The sequence below is a fragment of the Streptomyces sp. NPDC050504 genome, assembly GCF_044458065.1.
GTDB lineage: Bacteria > Actinomycetota > Actinomycetes > Streptomycetales > Streptomycetaceae > Streptomyces.
In genome coordinates this window covers 785,134-802,927 of record NZ_JBITHO010000002.1, presented here as the reverse complement: position 1 = coordinate 802,927, position 17,794 = coordinate 785,134, and the positions used below count along the sequence as shown (strand labels likewise).

Sequence of the window (17,794 nt, the reverse complement as noted above, 5' to 3'; positions counted from 1 at the left end):
CGGGGGCCGGGGGGGGGGGGGGGGGGGGGGGGGGCGCCCCCCCCCCGGGCCCCGCCGGGGGGGGGGGCGGGGGGGCCCCGGGCCCCCCCCCGGGGGGGGGGGCCCCGCCCCGCGGCCGGGGGGCGGCCCCCGCCGCTGTTCACGGGGCGGAGGTTCAGCCCTCCCGCGGCGCGTCCTGCCGGTCGGCCGACTGGCCGTCCCGCTGGTCGGCCGGCTGCTCCTGGCGCTCGCGCATCCTGCGCAGCAGCTCCTGCTTCTGCTCGGCCGCGGACTGGCGGGCGGCGTTGCGGGACGGGCCGTTGCCCTGCTGGTCGGCGCGGGACAGCTTCTTGCGCTGTCCGCCCACGCCGAGGAGGTTGTTGCGGCTCTTGGCCATGGGGTTCTCCCGTTCGGTGAGAAGTGGTCCTGATGGTCGTCCGGCTGCGACGGGCGTGCCCGTCGCGCTCTCACTCGTAGATCTGGAAGAACGAAGAAGACATGGCGCCGACCGTACCGGGCGGACGGCGGCGGGGCACGTGAATTTCGCGGGGCGCGGCGGCCGACGGGAGGCGACGCGGCACCACGACTGACAGATGACAGCTGACAGATATTGAAATCTGTCAGCTGTCATGCCATAGTCGTGCCATGACCTCCTCGACTCCCTCGGCCTCCCCGGCCTCCCTCACCACTTCCCCCCGCGGCCTCCGCCCCCTCGGCGCCACCGGCCCCCTGGTCTCCCCCCTCGGCCTCGGCTGCATGGGCATGTCCGCGCTGTACGGCGACGCCGACCGCGCCGAGTCCGTCGCGACGATCCACGCCGCGCTCGAAGCCGGGATCACGCTCCTGGACACCGGCGACTTCTACGGCATGGGCCACAACGAACTGCTGATCAACGAGGCGCTGCGCACCGCGCCCGCCGCCCTGCGCGAGCAGGCGCTGACCAGCGTGAAGTTCGGCGCGCTGCGCACCGTCGAGGGCGGCTTCACCGGCTACGACGGCCGTCCGGACGCGGTCAGGAACTTCGCCGCGTACTCCCTCCAGCGCCTGGGCACCGACCACATCGACATCTACCGGATCGCCCGCGTCGACCCCGACGTGCCGATCGAGGAGACGGTCGGCGCCATCGCCGAGCTGGTCGAGGCAGGGCACGTGCGGCACATCGGGCTCTCCGAGGTCGGCGCCGACACGCTGCGCAGGGCCGCGGCCGTCGCCCCGGTCTCCGACCTCCAGATCGAGTACTCGCTGATCTCGCGCGGCATCGAGGCCGAGATCCTCCCCGCCGCCCGCGAGCTGGGCATCGGCGTCACCGCGTACGGAGTGCTCTCCCGCGGCCTGATCAGCGGCCACTTCACCCGCGACCGCGAGCTCGCGGCGAACGACTTCCGCGGCATGAGCCCGCGCTTCCAGGGCGACAACCTCCGGCACAACCTCGACCTGGTCGACGCGCTGCGCGAGATCGCCGACGACAAGGGCGCCACGGTCGCCCAGACCGCGATCGCCTGGGTGCTCGCCCAGGGCCCGCGGCACGGCGCCGACGTCGTCCCGCTGGTCGGCGCCCGCCGCCGCGACCGCCTCACCGAGGCGCTGGGCGCCCTGGACGTCGTGCTCACCGCGGACGACCTCGCCGCGATCGAGGCCGCGGTGCCAGCGGACGCCGCCGCCGGCGAGCGGTACCCGGCCAACCAGATGGCCCACCTCGACAGCGAGCGGTGAGCCGTCACCGCCGACGGGTACCGTCGGTGTCATGACCACCGAAGCCCTGACCCCCGAGCGGATCCTCGAAGCCACCGAGGACGTCCTGCGCCGCTACGGCCACACGAAAGCGACGGTCGTCGACGTGGCGCGGGCGCTCGGCGTCAGCCACGGCAGCGTGTACCGCCACTTCCGCACGAAGGCGGCCCTGCGCGAGGCCGTGACCAACCGCTGGCTGGAGCGGACGGTGGTGGAGCTGGCGGAGATCACCGAGGACGCCGGGCTGTCCGCGCCCGACAAGCTCCGCTCCTGGCTCGCGGCGCTCTTCGACGCCAAGCGCAAGAAGGCGGGCGCCGACCCCGAGCTGTTCGCGACGTACAGCGTGCTCCTCGGGGAGAACAGCGGAGTGGTCGACCTGCACATCCGGGAGCTGGTCGAACAGCTCTCGGGCATCGTCAGGGAGGGCGCCGACGGCGGCCTGTTCACGGTGGACGACCCGGCGGTCGCGGCGCACGCGGTCTTCGACGCGACGGCGCGGTTCCACGACCCGGCGTACGCGGCGGAGTGGTCCAGGCCCACGATCGCCGCCGAGTACACGGCCGTCGAGGAGCTCCTGATGCGCGGCCTGCTCACCCGCTGACGGCACGCGGGAGCCCCCGGCCCTGAGGAGATCAGGACCGGGGGCTCCGTGCGGAACGACCGACTAGCAGCCCAGCAGGCGCGAGCCGAGGTAGCCCTGGATCTGGTCCAGGGAGACGCGCTCCTGCTTCATGGTGTCGCGCTCGCGCACGGTCACCGCGTTGTCGTCGAGGGTGTCGAAGTCGACGGTGACGCAGAACGGGGTGCCGATCTCGTCCTGACGGCGGTAGCGGCGGCCGATGGCGCCCGCGTCGTCGAACTCGATGTTCCAGTTCTGCCGCAGGTCCGCCGCGAGGCCCTTGGCCTTCGGGGAGAGCTGCGCGTTGCGGGAGAGCGGGAGGACCGCGACCTTGACCGGGGCCAGGCGGTGGTCGAGGCGCAGCACGGTGCGCTTCTCCAGGACGCCCTTGGCGTTCGGGGCCTCGTCCTCGATGTACGCGTCGAGCAGGAAGGCGAGCATCGTGCGGCCGACACCGGCGGCGGGCTCGATGACGAACGGCGTGTAGCGCTCGCCGGACTCCTGGTCCAGGTACGTGAGGTTGGCGCCGGACGCCTTGGAGTGGGCGTTCAGGTCGTAGTCGGTGCGGTTGGCGACGCCTTCCAGCTCGCCCCACTCGCTGCCGCCGAAGGAGAAGCGGTACTCGATGTCGGCGGTGCGCTTCGAGTAGTGGGAGAGCTTCTCCTGCGGGTGCTCGTACCAGCGCATGTTCTCCTCGCGCAGGCCCAGGCCGGTGTACCAGTTCCAGCGCTGCTGCATCCAGTACTCCTGCCACTGCTCGTCATCGCCCGGCTTGACGAAGAACTCCATCTCCATCTGCTCGAACTCGCGCGTGCGGAAGATGAAGTTGCCCGGAGTGATCTCGTTCCGGAAGGACTTGCCCATCTGCGCGATGCCGAACGGGGGCTTCTTGCGCGAAGTGGTCTGCACCTGGGCGAAGTTGGTGAAGATGCCCTGGGCGGTCTCGGGGCGCAGGTAGGCGACCGAGCCGGAGTCCTGGGTCGGGCCGAGGTGCGTGGCGAGCAGACCGGAGAAGTTCTTGGGCTCCGTGAAGGTGCCCTTGTTGCCACAGTTGGGGCAGTTGAGGTCGGCGAGGCCGTTCGCGGGGGCCTTGCCGTGCTTCTCCTCGTACGCCTCCTCCAGGTGGTCGGCGCGGAAGCGCTTGTGGCAGGAGGTGCACTCGGTCAGCGGGTCGGTGAAGGTGGCGACGTGACCCGACGCCTCCCAGACCTCGGTGGCCAGGATGACCGACGAGTCGATGCCGACGACGTCCTCGCGCGAGGTGACCATGTAACGCCACCACTGGCGCTTGATGTTCTCCTTCAGCTCGACACCCAGCGGCCCGTAGTCCCAGGCGGCACGCTGGCCGCCGTAGATCTCGCTGCACGGGTAGACGAAGCCACGGCGCTTGCTCAGGTTGACGATGGTGTCGATCTTGTCGGCGGCCACGTTGCTCTCTTCATTACGACGACGACGAAAGGGAACGGCGAAGCCTTCAGATTACCGGCGGGCCCGCCCCCCGGATCAAATCGGTATCCCCTCGGAGGCGGGCTCCGGCCACGTCCCGGGCCCGCGGCGGTCATCTCGTAGGGCTTGTTGACAATCGTTTCCACTTTTGTTGAAAATGAGTGTCATGAACGTACGACGACTGATACCCACGACCGCGGTCGCTGGAGCCGTGGCCCTCGGTCTGGTCACCCTCTCCGCCTGCGGTTCCTCCGACGCCGCCGACCACAAGAACGGCGGGAAGCTGGACGTGGTCGCGTCGTTCTACCCGATGCAGTACCTCGCCGAGCGCATAGGCGGCGAGCACGTCTCCGTCTCGACCCTCACCAAGCCCGGCGTCGAGCCGCACGACCTGGAGCTCAGCCCCCGGCAGACCGCCCGGCTCGGCGAGGCGGACTACGTCCTCTACCTCAAGGGCGTCCAGCCCGCCGTGGACAAGGCCATCGACCAGTCCGGCGTGAAGCACAGGACCGACGCGGCGACCCTCACCTCGCTGGAGTCCCACGGCGCGAGCGCGGGCCACGACCACGGCCCCGACGAGCACGGCGACGAGCACGGCGACGGCGAGGAGCACGACGGCGACCACGGTCACGACCACGGCTCCGAGGGCGGCAAGGACCCCCACATCTGGCTGTCCCCCGTGAAGTACGCCGAGGTCGCCAAGGGCGTCGGCGCCTCCCTGGAGAAGGCCGACCCCGACAACGCGGCCGCGTACCGGAAGAACACCACCGCGCTCGTCGGCGAGTTGACCGCGCTGGACAAGAAGTTCGAAACGGGCCTGAAGACCACCGCGACCCGGACCTTCATCACCACGCACTCCGCCTTCGGCTACCTCGCCGAGCGCTACCACCTGGAGCAGGAGTCCATCTCCGGCATCGACCCCGAGTCCGACCCGAGCCCGGCCCGGATCAAGGAACTCCAGGGCGTCGCGGCGAAGGACAAGGTCTCCACGGTCTTCTTCGAGACCCTGGCCAGCGACAAGACGGCCAAGACCCTCGCCAAGGACACCGGCCTCAAGACCGACGTCCTGGACCCCCTGGAGGGGATCACCGACAAGTCCAAGGGCGCCGACTACATCGAGGTCATGGAGTCCAACCTCACCGCGCTCCAGAAGGCGCTCGGCGCCAAGTGACCACCCCGGCGACACCAGCAGCAACGAAGGAGCGTGCCATGGATCCCGTCATATCCGTCCAAGGAGCGACGGCGACCCTCGGCGGGCGCCCCGTGCTGCGCGGCGTCGACCTCACCGTGCGCGCCGGCGAGGTCGTGGCGCTGCTCGGCGCGAACGGCTCGGGCAAGTCGACCGCCGTGCGCTCCGTGATCGGCCAGGTGCCCCTCGACAGCGGCACCATCGAGCTGTTCGGCACCCCGCAGCGCCGCTTCCGCGACTGGGCCCGCGTCGGGTACGTCCCGCAGCGCACCACGGCGGCCGGCGGCGTCCCCGCCACGATCCGCGAGGTCGTCGCGTCCGGCCGGCTCTCCCGCACGAAGCTGGGCTGGCCCTCCCGGGCCGACCGCGCGGCCGTCGACCGGGCCATCGCGCTGGTGGGCCTCTCGGAGCGCGCCAAGGACTCCGTCGAGGCGCTCTCCGGCGGCCAGCACCAGCGGGTGCTCATCGCCCGCGCCCTGGCCTCCGAACCCGAACTGCTGATCATGGACGAGCCGATGGCCGGGGTCGACCTCGCCAGCCAGGAGATCCTCGCCGACACCCTGCGCGCGCAGGTGGAGCGCGGCACGACCGTGCTGCTCGTGCTGCACGAACTGGGCCCGCTGGAGCCGCTGATCGACCGCGCGGTGGTGCTGCGCGAGGGCTGCGTCACGCACGACGGCCCGCCCCCGGAGGCCGTGGGCCAGCACGCCCTGCCCGGCCACGACCACGTCCACCCCCACTCGGCCGCCGAGCCGATCCGTACGGGACTGCTGAGCTGACCATGGAAATCCTTGAGACCGCCTTCATGCAGCGGGCGCTGCTGGCCGCCGTACTGGTCGGCATCACCGCCCCCGCCGTCGGCATCTACCTCGTCCAGCGCCGCCAGGCCCTGATGGGCGACGGCATCGGGCACGTCGCGATGACCGGTGTCGGCCTCGGCTTCCTGCTCTCCACCAACCCCGTCTGGATGGCCACGCTCGTCTCCGTCGCGGGCGCCGTGACGATGGAGCTGATCCGCGCGTACGGCAAGACGCGCGGCGACATCGCGCTCGCGATGCTCTTCTACGGCGGCATGGCGGGCGGCGTCCTGCTGATCAACCTCTCGGACACCGGCTCCAACGCCAACCTCAACTCGTACCTCTTCGGCTCGCTCTCCACCGTCTCGGACGAGGACGTCACCGCGATCTGCCTGCTGGCCGCCTTCGTGGTGCTCGTCACCGTCGGACTGCGCAGGCAGCTCTTCGCGGTCAGCCAGGACGAGGAGTTCGCCCGGGTCACCGGCCTTCCGGTGCGGGCGCTGAACCTGCTGATCGCGGTGACCGCCGCGGTGACCGTGACGGTCGCCATGCGGGTCGTCGGGCTGCTGCTGGTCAGCGCGCTGATGGTGGTGCCGGTCGCCGCCGCCCAGCAGGTCTCCCGTTCCTTCACGGTCACCTTCGTGCTGGCCGTGGTCATCGGCACGGCCGTCACATTGTCCGGAACAGTGACGTCCTACTACCAGGACGTACCCCCCGGCGCGACGATCGTCCTGCTGGCCATCGGCGTCTTCGTGCTCCTGACGGCGCTCGCCGCACCCCTGGCCAGAAGGCGCGCCCGCGCGCTGCGGGACGCCGACGCGGTGGCAGGCACCTGCACGAGGGAGGCCAAGGTCTGAGCCGGGCCTGGCAGAATGGCCCGACAGACGTGTTCGGGCGAACGAAGGAGGCACCTGTGACGACTGCGGGCCCCCCGGTGCGCGGCCGGTCGACCCGGCAGCGGGCTGCCGTGGCGGCGGCACTCGACGAGGTGGACGAGTTCCGCAGCGCCCAGGAGCTGCACGACATGCTCAAGCACAAGGGCGACTCGGTCGGACTCACCACGGTCTACCGCACCCTCCAGTCCCTCGCGGACGCGGGCGAGGTGGACGTGCTGCGCACCAACGACGGAGAGTCCGTCTACCGCCGCTGTTCGACCGGTGACCACCATCACCACCTGGTGTGCCGGATGTGCGGCAAGGCCGTCGAGGTCGAGGGCCCCGCCGTGGAGCAGTGGGCGGAGTCGATCGCGACGCAGCACGGGTACGTGAACGTGGCGCACACCGTGGAGATCTTCGGCACGTGCGCGGAGTGCGCGGCCAAGCAGTAGCGGGACGGTTCACGAGTGTGACGAGTAAGGGGCGCCCCTCCAGGAGGGGCGCCCCTTACTTCGTGCACTTCGGATACGTCGGGTGCTCAGCCCTTCGCCTGCTCCGGGAGTACCTCCTGCGCCCCGCCGAAGCGGCGGTCGCGCTGGGCGTACTCCAGACAGGCCCGCCACAGGTCGCGGCGGTCGAAGTCCGGCCACAGCACGTCCTGGAAGACCATCTCGGCGTACGCGCTCTGCCAGATCAGGTAGTTGGAGGTGCGCTGCTCGCCGCTGGGGCGCACGAACAGGTCCACGTCCGGCATGTCCGGGTAGTAGAGGTACTTCGCGAAGGTCTTCTCGTTGACCTTCGACGGGTCGAGCCGCCCGGCCGCGACGTCCCGCGCGATGGCCTGCGCGGCGTCCGCGACCTCCGCGCGCCCGCCGTAGTTGACGCAGAAGTAGAGCGTCATCGCGTCGTTGTCGACGGTCTGCTCCTGGGCGACCTGGAGCTCCTGGACGACCGACTTCCACAGCTTGGGCATGCGGCCCACCCAGCGGATGCGGATGCCCAGCTCGTCCATCTCGTCGCGGCGGCGGCGGATGACGTCCCGGTTGAAGTTCATCAGGAACTTCACCTCTTCCGGGGACCTCTTCCAGTTCTCGGTCGAGAACGCGTACAGCGAGAGGTTCTTGACGCCCATCTCGATGCAGCCCTTGAGGACGTCCATGACGACGCCCTCGCCGACCTTGTGCCCCTCGGTGCGCGGCAGGCCGCGCTCCTTGGCCCAGCGGCCGTTGCCGTCCATGACGACGGCCACGTGGTTCGGCACGAGCTCGCCCGGGATCTTCGGCGGGCGGGCGCCCGAGGGATGCGGCTCGGGTGCCTTGTACTCGCGCCGGTTGCGGCCCAGAATCCCGCGTCGTGCCATGCGGTTCACGTCTCCCCAGTCCTAGCTTTTCTCTACGTACCTCAGCGAGCGCAGGCCGCGCTCCAGGTGCCAGTGCAGATAGGCGGACACCAGCCCGCTGCCCTCCCTGACGTGACGCGCCTCGCACGCGTCCGCAGCCGCCCAGTCTCCCGTGAGCAGCGCGCTCAGCAGCCCGACGGCCTCCGCAGAGGGTACGACGCTGCCGGGCACCCGGCAGTCCCCGCATATGACTCCGCCCGCCGCGACCGAGAAGAACCGGTTGGGCCCCTCAAGACCGCAGCGCGCGCAGTCGTCGAACGAGGGCGCGTAGCCGTTGACCGCGAGCGAGCGCAGCAGGAAGGCGTCCAGGATCAGGTTCGGCGCGTGCTCGCCGCGCGCGAGGGTGCGCAGCCCGCCCACGAGCAGCAGGTACTGCTGCACGGCAGGCTCGCCCTCGTGGTCGGTGAACCGCTCGGCGGTCTCCAGCATGGCCGTGCCCGCGGTGTAGCGGCCGTAGTCGGTGACGATCCCGCCGCCGTACGGGGCGATGGTCTCGCTCTGCGTGCACAGCGGCAGCCCGCGCCCGACCAGCTCGCCGCCGCGCGCGAAGAACTGCACGTCGACGTGGGAGAACGGCTCCAGCCTGGCGCCGAACTTGGACTTGGTGCGCCGCACGCCGCGCGCCACCGCGCGGACCCGGCCGTGGCCGCGCGTGAGGAGCGTGATGATCCGGTCCGCCTCGCCCAGCTTCTGGGTGCGCAGCACGATGCCGTCGTCGCGGAACAGACTCATGGCAACCATTGTCGCGTACGCCACCGACAGTCCCGGTCACGGCCGCCGCGTCCGGGCCGGCGGGCATGGCGTACGTCACAGCGGGCGTCCGCCGGGGGAACCGGGCTGACGTCCGGGGCCCGCTGCCCGTACTGTGCCCGGATGGCGAGCGACTTCACGGTGTTCAGGGCCGGGCGTACCGACGGCGACGCCGTGGGCGAGATCCACGCGGAGGCGTGGCGGGCGGCCTACTCCGGCTTCTTCGCCCCGGACTTCTTCGCCTCGGCGGTCGACGAGCGGCGCCACAAGTGGCACGGCGTCCTCGCCGAGGGCAGGACGACCGTCCTGCTGGCCGCGCGCGACGGGCGGCCGCTCGCCTACTCCTGCTTCGGACCGGCGCCGGAAGGACGGCCGGGGGAAACGGAGCTGTTGGGCTTCTACGGCCACCCGGACAGCTGGGGAAGCGGCATCGCCGGGGCGCTGATGGCCGCGTCGCTGCGGCGGATGCGGGAGGACGGGACCGGGCTGGTCCGGCTGTGGACGCTGCGCGACACTCCCCAATCGCGCCGCTTCTACGCCAAGAACGGCTTCACGGAGTCGGGCGCGGCCCGCGACCACGACTTCGGCGACGGCAACCCGGTCGCCCAGGTCGAGTACGCACGGACCCTCCGCTGACGCGCGACGCGCGACGCCTGACGCCGGAACCCTGACACCTCACGTCTGACGCGGCCCCGTCAGTCGGCGGACGCGCCCGGCACGACCAGGCCCGACTCGTACGCGATGATCACGAGCTGGGCCCGGTCCCTGGCGTTCAGCTTGCCCATGATCCGGCTGACGTGGGTCTTCGCGGTGAGCGGGCTCAGGCCGAGGGTCTCGGCGATCTCGGTGTTGTTCAGCCCGCGCGCGACGAGCGTGAGCACCTGGCGCTCGCGCTCGGAGAGGTCGGCGGGGCCGCCGGTCGGCGCGGGGGCGTCGGGGGCGCGCAGCACGCGGGCGATCAGGCTCGCGGTGGGGCCGGGCGAGAGCAGCGCCTCGCCGGCCGCGACCGTGCGGACGGCGTCCAGGAGCTCCGCCGGGCGCACGTCCTTGACCAGGAAGCCGGAGGCGCCCGCGCGCAGCGCCGCCAGGACGTGGTCGTCGGTGTCGTAGGTGGTGAGGACGAGGATCCGCACGCCCGCCAGGTCCTCGTCGGCGGCGATCAGCCGGGTGGCCCCGATGCCGTCCAGGTCGGGCATGCGGATGTCCATGACGACCAGGTCGGCGCGGGCCGAGCGGGCCAGCTCCACCGCCTCGCGGCCGGTGACGGCCTGGGCGACGACCTCCATGTCGGGGGCGGAGTCGACGAGCATCGCGAAGGAGGCGCGCACCAGCGTCTGGTCGTCGGCGAGGAGGACGCGGATCTTGTCGCTGCGGGTCATGCCTGGGTGGCCTCTCGGGGCGGGAGCGGAAGCTCGGCGGCCACCTCGAAGCGGCCGTCGTCGCGCGGGCCCGCGGTGAGGGTGCCTCCCGTGCTGCGGGCCCGCTCGCGCATCCCGATGATGCCGAACCCCGGAGTCCCGTTGTCCGCCGGGGTGTTGGGCGCGGTCGTGGTCACGGTGTTGACGACGGTCACGCGCAGGGCGCCGGGGCCCGGTGCGACGGCGACGCGTATCTCGGTGCCCGTTCCGCCGTGGCGCACCGCGTTGGTCAGCGACTCCTGGACGATGCGGTACGCGGCGGCGGCGGTGGGCAGCGGGACCCGGGCGCCGTCCAGGTCGGCGCCCAGGGCGAGTTCGGCGCCCGCCGAGCGTACGAGGGCGGGCAGCGCGGCCAGGTCCGGCAGCGGGCCCCCGTGCGGGCCGTCCTGGGGACCGTCGGCGCGCAACACCTCCAGGGTGGCGCGCAGTTCGCCGCGCGCCGCGCGGCAGGTGTCCGCGATGTCGTCGAGCGCCCCGGCGATCGCGGCGCGGTCGAGGCGGTCCGGGTCGGCCTGCAGGACGTGCGCGGCGACGGACGTGCGCACGCCGATGAGGGTGATCGAGTGCGCGAGGAGGTCGTGCAGGTCGCGGGCGATGCGCAGCCGCTCCTCCGCGACGCGGCGGGCCGCGACCTCCTCGCGGGTCCGCTCGGCGCGCTCGGCGCGGCCGACGACGGAGGCGATGTAGCGGCGGTACAGCCGGACCTCCGCGCCCGTGAGCAGCACGGCCAGCACCCAGCCCGAGGTGCGCAGGGTCTCCCACGCCTGGTGGGAGTTGACCCGGAACATGATCGACACGACGATCCCCAGCACCCCGGCCCCGACCAGGACCGTGACCCTGGGACGGGACGTCGAGGCGACGGTGTAGAGCGCGAGGAAGGAGGCGGGGAGGGGGGCGACGTGGTTGTAGTCGACCGCGTGGTACGGGCCCACGCAGGCGAGCACCGCCAGCATGACGGGCAGGGGGCGGGCGCGGCGCAGGACGAGGGGGGCGACGACACCCGCGAGGAGCAGCCACCCGAGGGGGCCGGGCTCCCGCCCGTCGTCCACGAGGAGGGCGAGGGCGACGGTGAGGAGGGCGACGGCGGCGGCGAGGAGGAGGTCGTTGCGGGTGCGGTGGGGGGCGGTGAGGGGGTCGCGGCTGAGGGCCGCGAGGACGCGGACGGCAGGGTGACGCGAGGTCTCGTACGGCTCCACGGGTTCCATCCTCCTTACGGGACCGGTCCGTTGCCCGGGGGGGGCGGTCTTCTGCCCGGAGGGGCGGGCGTTTCGCCTGCGGCGGGCAGCCCCCTCCCCGCCCCCCCCGGGGCGCGCTCAGCCTCTCCCCGCCCCCTCCCGGACGGGCTCCGGGAGGGGCCCCGGTCCGGGCGACGGCACCCCGGTGCCGCTCCCCGCCCCGCGGCTGAGCGGCCCCGGCCACCACACCCGCCGCCCCAGCAACACGCTCACGCTCGTCACCAGGTACGTCCGCACCAGGAACGTGTCCAGCAGCACCCCCACCGCCACCAGGAACCCCATCTCCACCAGCGCCACCAGCGGCAGGTTCATCAGCACCGCGAACGTCGCCGCCAGCACCACCCCCGCGGAGGCGATCACCCCGCCGGTCGACCGCAGCGCGGACACCGCGGCCGTCGCCGTGTCCGCCCCCGCCAGGACCTCCTCCCGCATCCGGTGCATCAGGAAGATGCCGTAGTCCACGCCCAGCGCGACGAGGAAGACGAACGACAGCAGCGGCAGCGACGGGTCGAGGCCCGCGAAGCCGAACAGGTCGTCGAAGACCAGCCCGCCGAGTCCCATCGCCGCGCCCCACACCGCGACCACGGCCACGACGAGGACCAGCGGGGCCACCAGCGAGCGCAGCAGCGCGGCCAGGATGAGCAGCACCGCGCCGAGCACGAGCGGGATGACGACCTCGCGGTCGCTCGCGTTGGTCCGTTCCTGGTCGATCTGCTGGGCGCTCGGTCCGCCCACGTACGCCCGCCGGCCGTCGGACGTCCCGTCCAGCGCCTCCCGCAGCGCCCTGATCGTCGCGGTCTCCCCCGCCGTCTCGGGCGCGTCCTTCGCGAAGACCGCCAGTTCCGTCCAGCCGTCCGCGCTGCGGCCCCGCTCCACGCCCGCGACCCCGTCGACCGCGCGCGCCGCGGCCGCGGCGGCATCCGCCCCGCCCGTCGGGGCGATCACGCTGATCGGCTGACTGCTGCGCTCCGGGTAGGCGGCGGCCAGCGTCCGCATGGCGGACACCGATTCCGGCCTGTCGGTGAACGCGTCCTCCTGCGCGAGGTTCCCCGGCAGCCCGAGCGCGCCGAACGCCAGCGCGCCCAGCAGCGCGGCCCCCGAGACGAGGACCGTCAGAGGCCTGCGCCCCGCGGAGGTGCCCATCGCGCCGAAGAGCGAGCGCCGCTGCTTCGGCTCGACGCCGTACTCCGGGATCAGCGGCCAGAAGATCCGCCGCCCGAGCAGGACGAGCAGCGCGGGCAGCAGCGTCAGCATGGCGACCAGCGCGCACAGCACGCCGAGCGCGCCGACGGGCCCGAGGCCGCTCGCGCTCTGGAGGTCGGCGGCCAGCAGGCACAGCAGTCCGGCCGTCACGGTCCCCGCGGACGCCAGCACGGCGGGCCCGCAGCCGCGCAGCGCGGCGGCCATCGCCTCGTACGGGCTCCGGACGCGGCGCAGTTCCTCGCGGTAGCGCGCGACGAGCAGCAGGGCGTAGTCCGTGCCCGCGCCGAAGACGAGGATGGTCATGATGCCCGCGCTCTGGCTGGTGACGGTCACGTCGAAGCCCTCGATCAGCCCGTAGACCAGGGCCCGGGAGGCGAGCGCGGCGCCGCCGACGGCGAGCAGCGGGAGCAGCCAGAGGAAGGGGCTGCGGTAGGTGATGATCAGCAGCACGGTGACGACGAGGACGGTCGCGACCATCAGCATGCCGTCGATGGACTCGAAGACCTCCTCCATGTCGGTCTGCAGGGCGCCGGGCCCGCCCACCTCGATGCCGAGCCCGCCGCCGGCCCCCGGGGCGACCGTCTCGCGCACCTCGTCGACGAAGGCGTTCCTGGCCTCTTCGTCGGCGGGCTCCGTGGTGGAGACGGGCACCATCAGGGTGGTGCCGTCGGCGGACGGGACGGCCTTCGGCACGGCGGGCAGCGCGCCGCGCTCGGCGACCAGGCGCGCCTGGTCGCGCGCGGTGGCCAGGTCGGCCGCGGTGAGCCCGCCGTCGCGGTGGTAGACGAGGACGAGTTCGGTGGCCTCGCCGCCGGGCAGCTCCTGCTGGACCTTCGCCACCTGCGTGGAGTCGGCACTGGCCGGCAGGTAGTCGACGATGTTGTCGCGCTGCGCGTCGGCGAGCTTCCCGGCGAAGGGCAGCGCGAGGGCCAGGACTGCGACCCAGAGGGCCAGCACCGCCCAGGGCACGGCACGGTGTTTCAGCGGTACGGGCGCCATGGGCTCCCCCTCCAGTGCGGGTGTCCGGTGTCGGAGTCACCCGGTGCTGTCCGGGTGACGTCCACCAGACTCCCGGCGGGGGAGGCCGGACGCGTCGCGCGCTGGGGCGAGATGGGCGCTGCTCCCCGGGGCGGCCCCGGCGGGGCGCTACTCCCGGGGGAGTACGGGCGCCGGAGGCCTCAGGAGGGCGTACGGGCCGCCGCGAGCAGCCGTGCCGTGTCGTCGGCGCAGAGCTGGAGCGCGCCGCCGACCGTGGCCAGCACCTCGCGCTCCGCCGGGCTGTAGGGCCCGTCGGCCAGGGCGATGCGCGCGCCCTGGAGCAGGATCGACTCGCGGCCGGCCGGGGCGAGGTGCGGGGCGAGCGGTTCCAGGGCCTCGTGCAGTTCGATGGCGAGGGCGGCCCCGCAGGCGTCGGCGGCCGGGAGGAAGCGCCCGGTGTCGGCGGCGAGCGCTTCGATGAGCGCGGTGAGCTGGTCCTCCGTGCAGTCCTCGAACCCGGCGCCGCGGACCGTGGCGACCGCGGTCTCGCGGACCGTGCGCGAGGAGGTGCCGCCCGCGGCGAGGACGGCGAGGGCGACGGTGTGCACGGCGTCGCGGAGCATCCCGGAGAAGCGCCGGGTGGTGGGGTGGTCGAGGGCGTCCAGGCCGAAGTGCCCGGTGCAGACGGCGCATTCGACGACGGGGCCCGCCTCGCCGCGCGACAGCAGCGGGATGCCGACGACGGTGAAGCGGCGGCGGCCCGTGCGGCGCCGGTAGTTGCGGTCCCCGCCGCAGCCGGGGCAGAAGAACTCGCCGTCGCCCACGGTGCTCCAGGCGATACGGATGCCGCAGATGCCCAGTTTTCGGCCGCGCGGTCCCAGGGTTGGCAGCACGTCGCTCACCTCCGTCAGCTCGGCATCCTTGCCGCGTGGACGTGATGTTAGCCACATCGCGATGCCACGTCAGCACCCCTGCACCACAACGGCGGCGCGGATTCCCGGACATGGCCGAACCCCGACCGCCCTGCCGGGGCGATCGGGGTCCTTCACGGGGCGCGTTCGCGCGGTGACTCAGCGGGCGGCCCGGTTGACCGCCGACACGACCGCCTTCAGTGAGGCGCGTGTGGTGTTGGCGTCGATGCCGATCCCCCACATGACCTTGCCGTCGATCGCACATTCGATGTACGAGGCGGCCAGCGCGGAGGCGCCCTCGCTCATGGTGTGCTCCTGGTAGTCCAGCAGCCGCGCGTCAATGCCGACGGTGGCCAGCGCCTCGAAGAAGGCCGAAATCGGACCGTTGCCCGTACCGCTCAGCGTGACCTGCCCGCCGTCGACGACGGCGTCGACGGTCAGCGTGTCCCGGCCGTCGGTGTCGGTCGTGGTCTGCCCGGAGTTGAGCTGGATGCGGCCCCACTGCTTCTCGGGGTCGGGCAGGTACTCGTCGCGGAAGACGGACCAGATCTCGGCCGGGGTGACCTCGCCGCCCTCGGCGTCGGTCTTCGCCTGGATGATCTTCGAGAACTCGATCTGCATCCGGCGCGGCAGGTCCAGCTTGTGGTCGTTCTTCAGGACGTACGCGATGCCGCCCTTGCCCGACTGGGAGTTGACCCGGATGACCGCCTCGTACGAACGTCCGACGTCCTTGGGGTCGATCGGCAGGTAGGGGACGGCCCACTCGATGTCGTCGACCGTCTTGCCCTGCTCCTTCGCGGACGCCTCCATCGCGTCGAAGCCCTTCTTGATGGCGTCCTGGTGGGAGCCGGAGAAGGAGGTGTAGACGAGGTCGCCCGCGTAGGGGTGGCGGGGGTGGACCTCCATCTGGTTGCAGTACTCGGCGGTGCGGCGGATCTCGTCGATCTGCGAGAAGTCGATCTGCGGGTCGACACCCTGCGAGAACAGGTTCATGCCCAGCGTGACCAGGTCGACGTTGCCGGTGCGCTCGCCCTGGCCGAACAGACAGCCCTCGATGCGGTCGGCGCCCGCCATCAGCGCCAGCTCGGCGGCGGCCACGGCCGTGCCCCGGTCGTTGTGCGGGTGCACGGACAGGCAGACGTACTCCCTGCGGGTCAGGTTGCGCGACATCCATTCGAAGCGGTCGGCGTGCGTGGACGGCGTCGAACGCTCCACCGTCGCGGGCAGGTTGAGGATGATCTCGCGGCCCTCGCCGGGCTGCCAGACGTCGCAGACCGCCTCGCAGACCTCCAGCGCGAAGTCCAGCTCGGTGTCGGTGAAGATCTCCGGGCTGTACTGGTAGCCGAAGACCGTCTCGGGGCCGAGCAGCTTCTCCGCGTACTCCATCACCAGCCGCGTGCCGTCCACGGCGATCTGCTTGATGTCGTCCTTGGAGCCGCGGAAGACGACGCGGCGGAAGGTCGGCGCGGTCGCGTTGTACAGGTGGACGGTGGCGCGCCGGGCGCCGACCAGCGACTCCACGGTCCGCGCGATCAGGTCCTCGCGGGCCTGGGTCAGTACGGAGATGGTGACGTCGTCGGGGATCGCGCCCTCTTCGATGATGGAGCGCACGAACGCGAAGTCGGTCTCGCCCGACGCGGGGAAGCCGACCTCGATCTCCTTGTAGCCCAGCTTCACCAGCAGGTCGAACATCTCGCGCTTGCGGGCGGGCGACATGGGGTCGATCAGCGCCTGGTTGCCGTCGCGCAGGTCGGTGGAGAGCCAGCGGGGCGCCTTGGTGACGCGCCGCTCGGGCCAGGTGCGGTCGGGCAGGTCCACCGCCTCGTACCGGCCGTACTTGTGGACCGGCATGCCGGACGGCCGCTGGGTCTGCGTGGCGTTGGTGATCGGCGTGGGGTTCGACATCGTGCGTAGGGCTCCTCGGTTCCGGCGGGTCCGGCCGACTGCGTTTGAGCAACGCCAGATCCCGCGGGGAGGGGGTCGGCCTACGACTTACAGGCCCTCGCCGCGGCAGCTAAGGAGAAGCAGCCCGAATTCCATGATGCTGGCAGCCTAGCCGAGACGGCCACGATGCGGAGGCCGGTATCAGTATGCGGGACCGGGCAGCGGTTACGGGTAAAGGGTCACCGATCACTCCATTTCAGCAATCATGGTGGCAACTAGTGACAGCGGCATGCCCCGGTGCCACAGTCCCGACATGGACGCCAACGCCCACCGGGTCAACCCGGTCTTCTGCACCATCGTGCCGCCGCACGTCCTCGACAAGATCGCCCGTGGCGAGGACCAGAACCGCGCCGGAGCGGCCGCCCGCACCCTCGAACACGACGCCCTGCAGCGCACCAGGCGCCGCGTCACCACCGTACGCGGACTGACCACCGCCTTCCCCGGCGCCGCTTCCGACAAGCCCGACCGCACCATCTACGACGCGGACCACCAGGAGGTGACCCCCGGCGCCAAGGTCCACTCCGAGGGCGACGGGCCCTCCCAGGACGCCACCGTCAACCGCGCCCACGCCGGCCTCGGCGCCACCTTCGAGCTGTTCCTCCAGGCGTTCGGGCGACGCTCCATCGACGACAACGGCATGAAGCTGCACGCGACCGTCCACTACGGCGAGAACTACGGCAACGCCTTCTGGGACGGCCAGCAGATGGTCTTCGGGGACGGCGACAACGACCTCTTCCTCGACTTCACGCTCCCGGTCGACGTGATCGGCCACGAGCTGGCGCACGGCGTCACGCAGCACACCGCGAACCTGGAGTACTTCAGCCAGTCCGGCGCGCTCAACGAGTCCATGTCGGACGTCTTCGGCTCGCTGATCAAGCAGCACGTACTGGGCCAGACCGCCGAGCAGGCCGACTGGCTGATCGGCGAGGGCCTGCTGCACCCCAACGTCCAGGGCGTGGCGCTGCGCTCGATGAAGGCGCCGGGCACCGCGTACGACGACGACGTGCTGGGCAAGGACCCGCAGCCCGCGACGATGGACGCGTACGTCCGCACGGGCCGGGACAACGGCGGGGTGCACATCAACTCCGGCATCCCCAACCACGCCTTCTACCTGCTCGCCACGGACCTCGGCGGCTACGCCTGGGAGCGGGCGGGCAAGATCTGGTACGAGACGCTGACCAGCGGCGAGCTGGAGACGGACGCCTCGTTCGCGGACTTCGCGAAGGTGACCGTGGCCAAGGCGCGCACGGTCTTCGGCGACGAGGAGCAGCAGGCGGTGCTCAAGGCGTGGTCCCAGGTCGGGGTGCCTACCAACTGAGG

The 17,794-nt window shown here is 72.0% G+C and carries 17 protein-coding genes; 8 read left to right on the top strand and 9 right to left on the bottom strand.

Going from position 1 to position 17,794, the window contains the following annotated elements; genetic code table 11:
• Window positions 1-154: 154 nt before the first annotated feature.
• Window positions 155-376 carry a DUF6243 family protein gene (locus ACIBNE_RS09400; protein ID WP_399270867.1) on the bottom strand — a complete coding sequence of 74 codons (222 nt, stop codon included), beginning with the start codon at window positions 374-376 and terminating at the stop codon, window positions 155-157.
• A gap of 248 nt (window positions 377-624) precedes the next feature.
• Between ACIBNE_RS09400 and ACIBNE_RS09395 the strand changes: the two genes are divergently transcribed.
• Window positions 625-1,692 carry an aldo/keto reductase gene (locus tag ACIBNE_RS09395; protein ID WP_399270866.1) on the top strand — a complete coding sequence of 356 codons (1,068 nt, stop codon included), beginning with the start codon at window positions 625-627 and terminating at the stop codon, window positions 1,690-1,692.
• Between the two features lie 31 nt (window positions 1,693-1,723).
• Window positions 1,724-2,311, top strand: coding sequence for a TetR family transcriptional regulator (locus tag ACIBNE_RS09390; protein WP_399270865.1), 588 nt, complete (start codon window positions 1,724-1,726; stop codon window positions 2,309-2,311).
• A 63-nt stretch (window positions 2,312-2,374) separates the two neighbouring features.
• On the opposite strand, the gene ACIBNE_RS09385 is transcribed toward ACIBNE_RS09390, so the two are convergent.
• Entirely contained in the window at window positions 2,375-3,757 is a 1,383-nt protein-coding gene (locus ACIBNE_RS09385) for a glycine--tRNA ligase (protein WP_399270864.1), read from the bottom strand.
• A 184-nt stretch (window positions 3,758-3,941) separates the two neighbouring features.
• Here ACIBNE_RS09385 and ACIBNE_RS09380 point away from each other — a divergent pair, with 184 nt between their 5' ends.
• The 4 genes from ACIBNE_RS09380 to ACIBNE_RS09365 are packed head-to-tail and all read left to right on the top strand — an operon-like array spanning window position 3,942 to window position 7,088.
• Window positions 3,942-4,946 (top strand): metal ABC transporter substrate-binding protein, encoded by a 1,005-nt coding sequence (locus ACIBNE_RS09380; protein WP_399270863.1) that lies wholly within the window; start codon window positions 3,942-3,944, stop codon window positions 4,944-4,946.
• 38 nt (window positions 4,947-4,984) lie between these two features.
• Window positions 4,985-5,743, top strand: coding sequence for a metal ABC transporter ATP-binding protein (locus ACIBNE_RS09375; RefSeq protein ID WP_399270862.1), 759 nt, complete (start codon window positions 4,985-4,987; stop codon window positions 5,741-5,743).
• 2 nt (window positions 5,744-5,745) lie between these two features.
• Window positions 5,746-6,618, top strand: coding sequence for a metal ABC transporter permease (locus ACIBNE_RS09370; protein ID WP_399270861.1), 873 nt, complete (start codon window positions 5,746-5,748; stop codon window positions 6,616-6,618).
• Window positions 6,619-6,674: 56 nt separating this feature from the next.
• Complete coding sequence (locus ACIBNE_RS09365) at window positions 6,675-7,088, top strand: Fur family transcriptional regulator (RefSeq protein ID WP_399270860.1); 414 nt, start codon at window positions 6,675-6,677, stop codon at window positions 7,086-7,088.
• An 86-nt stretch (window positions 7,089-7,174) separates the two neighbouring features.
• Here ACIBNE_RS09365 and ACIBNE_RS09360 read toward each other — a convergent pair whose 3' ends face one another.
• Window positions 7,175-7,996, bottom strand: a complete 822-nt coding sequence (locus ACIBNE_RS09360) for an isoprenyl transferase (protein WP_399270859.1) — start codon at window positions 7,994-7,996, stop codon at window positions 7,175-7,177.
• Window positions 7,997-8,017: 21 nt separating this feature from the next.
• Window positions 8,018-8,767, bottom strand: coding sequence for a DNA repair protein RecO (gene recO / locus ACIBNE_RS09355; RefSeq protein WP_399270858.1), 750 nt, complete (start codon window positions 8,765-8,767; stop codon window positions 8,018-8,020).
• A 141-nt stretch (window positions 8,768-8,908) separates the two neighbouring features.
• Here recO and ACIBNE_RS09350 point away from each other — a divergent pair, with 141 nt between their 5' ends.
• Window positions 8,909-9,421 carry a GNAT family N-acetyltransferase gene (locus ACIBNE_RS09350; protein WP_399270857.1) on the top strand — a complete coding sequence of 171 codons (513 nt, stop codon included), beginning with the start codon at window positions 8,909-8,911 and terminating at the stop codon, window positions 9,419-9,421.
• Window positions 9,422-9,480: 59 nt separating this feature from the next.
• Here the strand turns inward: ACIBNE_RS09350 and ACIBNE_RS09345 are convergent, their stop codons facing one another.
• From ACIBNE_RS09345 to leuA, 5 genes are all read right to left on the bottom strand, one after another.
• Entirely contained in the window at window positions 9,481-10,164 is a 684-nt protein-coding gene (locus ACIBNE_RS09345; protein ID WP_399270856.1) for a response regulator, read from the bottom strand.
• Window positions 10,161-11,408, bottom strand: coding sequence for a sensor histidine kinase (locus ACIBNE_RS09340; protein WP_399270855.1), 1,248 nt, complete (start codon window positions 11,406-11,408; stop codon window positions 10,161-10,163). Before ACIBNE_RS09340 ends, ACIBNE_RS09345 begins: the two co-directional genes overlap by 4 nt.
• Before the next feature lie 108 nt (window positions 11,409-11,516).
• Window positions 11,517-13,640: an MMPL family transporter gene (locus ACIBNE_RS09335; RefSeq protein ID WP_399270854.1), complete on the bottom strand. Its 2,124-nt coding sequence runs from the start codon at window positions 13,638-13,640 to the stop codon at window positions 11,517-11,519.
• 179 nt (window positions 13,641-13,819) lie between these two features.
• Window positions 13,820-14,512: a TerB family tellurite resistance protein gene (locus tag ACIBNE_RS09330; protein WP_399270853.1), complete on the bottom strand. Its 693-nt coding sequence runs from the start codon at window positions 14,510-14,512 to the stop codon at window positions 13,820-13,822.
• 177 nt (window positions 14,513-14,689) lie between these two features.
• Complete coding sequence (leuA, locus tag ACIBNE_RS09325) at window positions 14,690-16,435, bottom strand: 2-isopropylmalate synthase (protein WP_399270852.1); 1,746 nt, start codon at window positions 16,433-16,435, stop codon at window positions 14,690-14,692.
• Between the two features lie 292 nt (window positions 16,436-16,727).
• Between leuA and ACIBNE_RS09320 the strand changes: the two genes are divergently transcribed.
• Window positions 16,728-17,792, top strand: coding sequence for a M4 family metallopeptidase (locus ACIBNE_RS09320; RefSeq protein WP_399270851.1), 1,065 nt, complete (start codon window positions 16,728-16,730; stop codon window positions 17,790-17,792).
• Window positions 17,793-17,794: the final 2 nt, after the last annotated feature.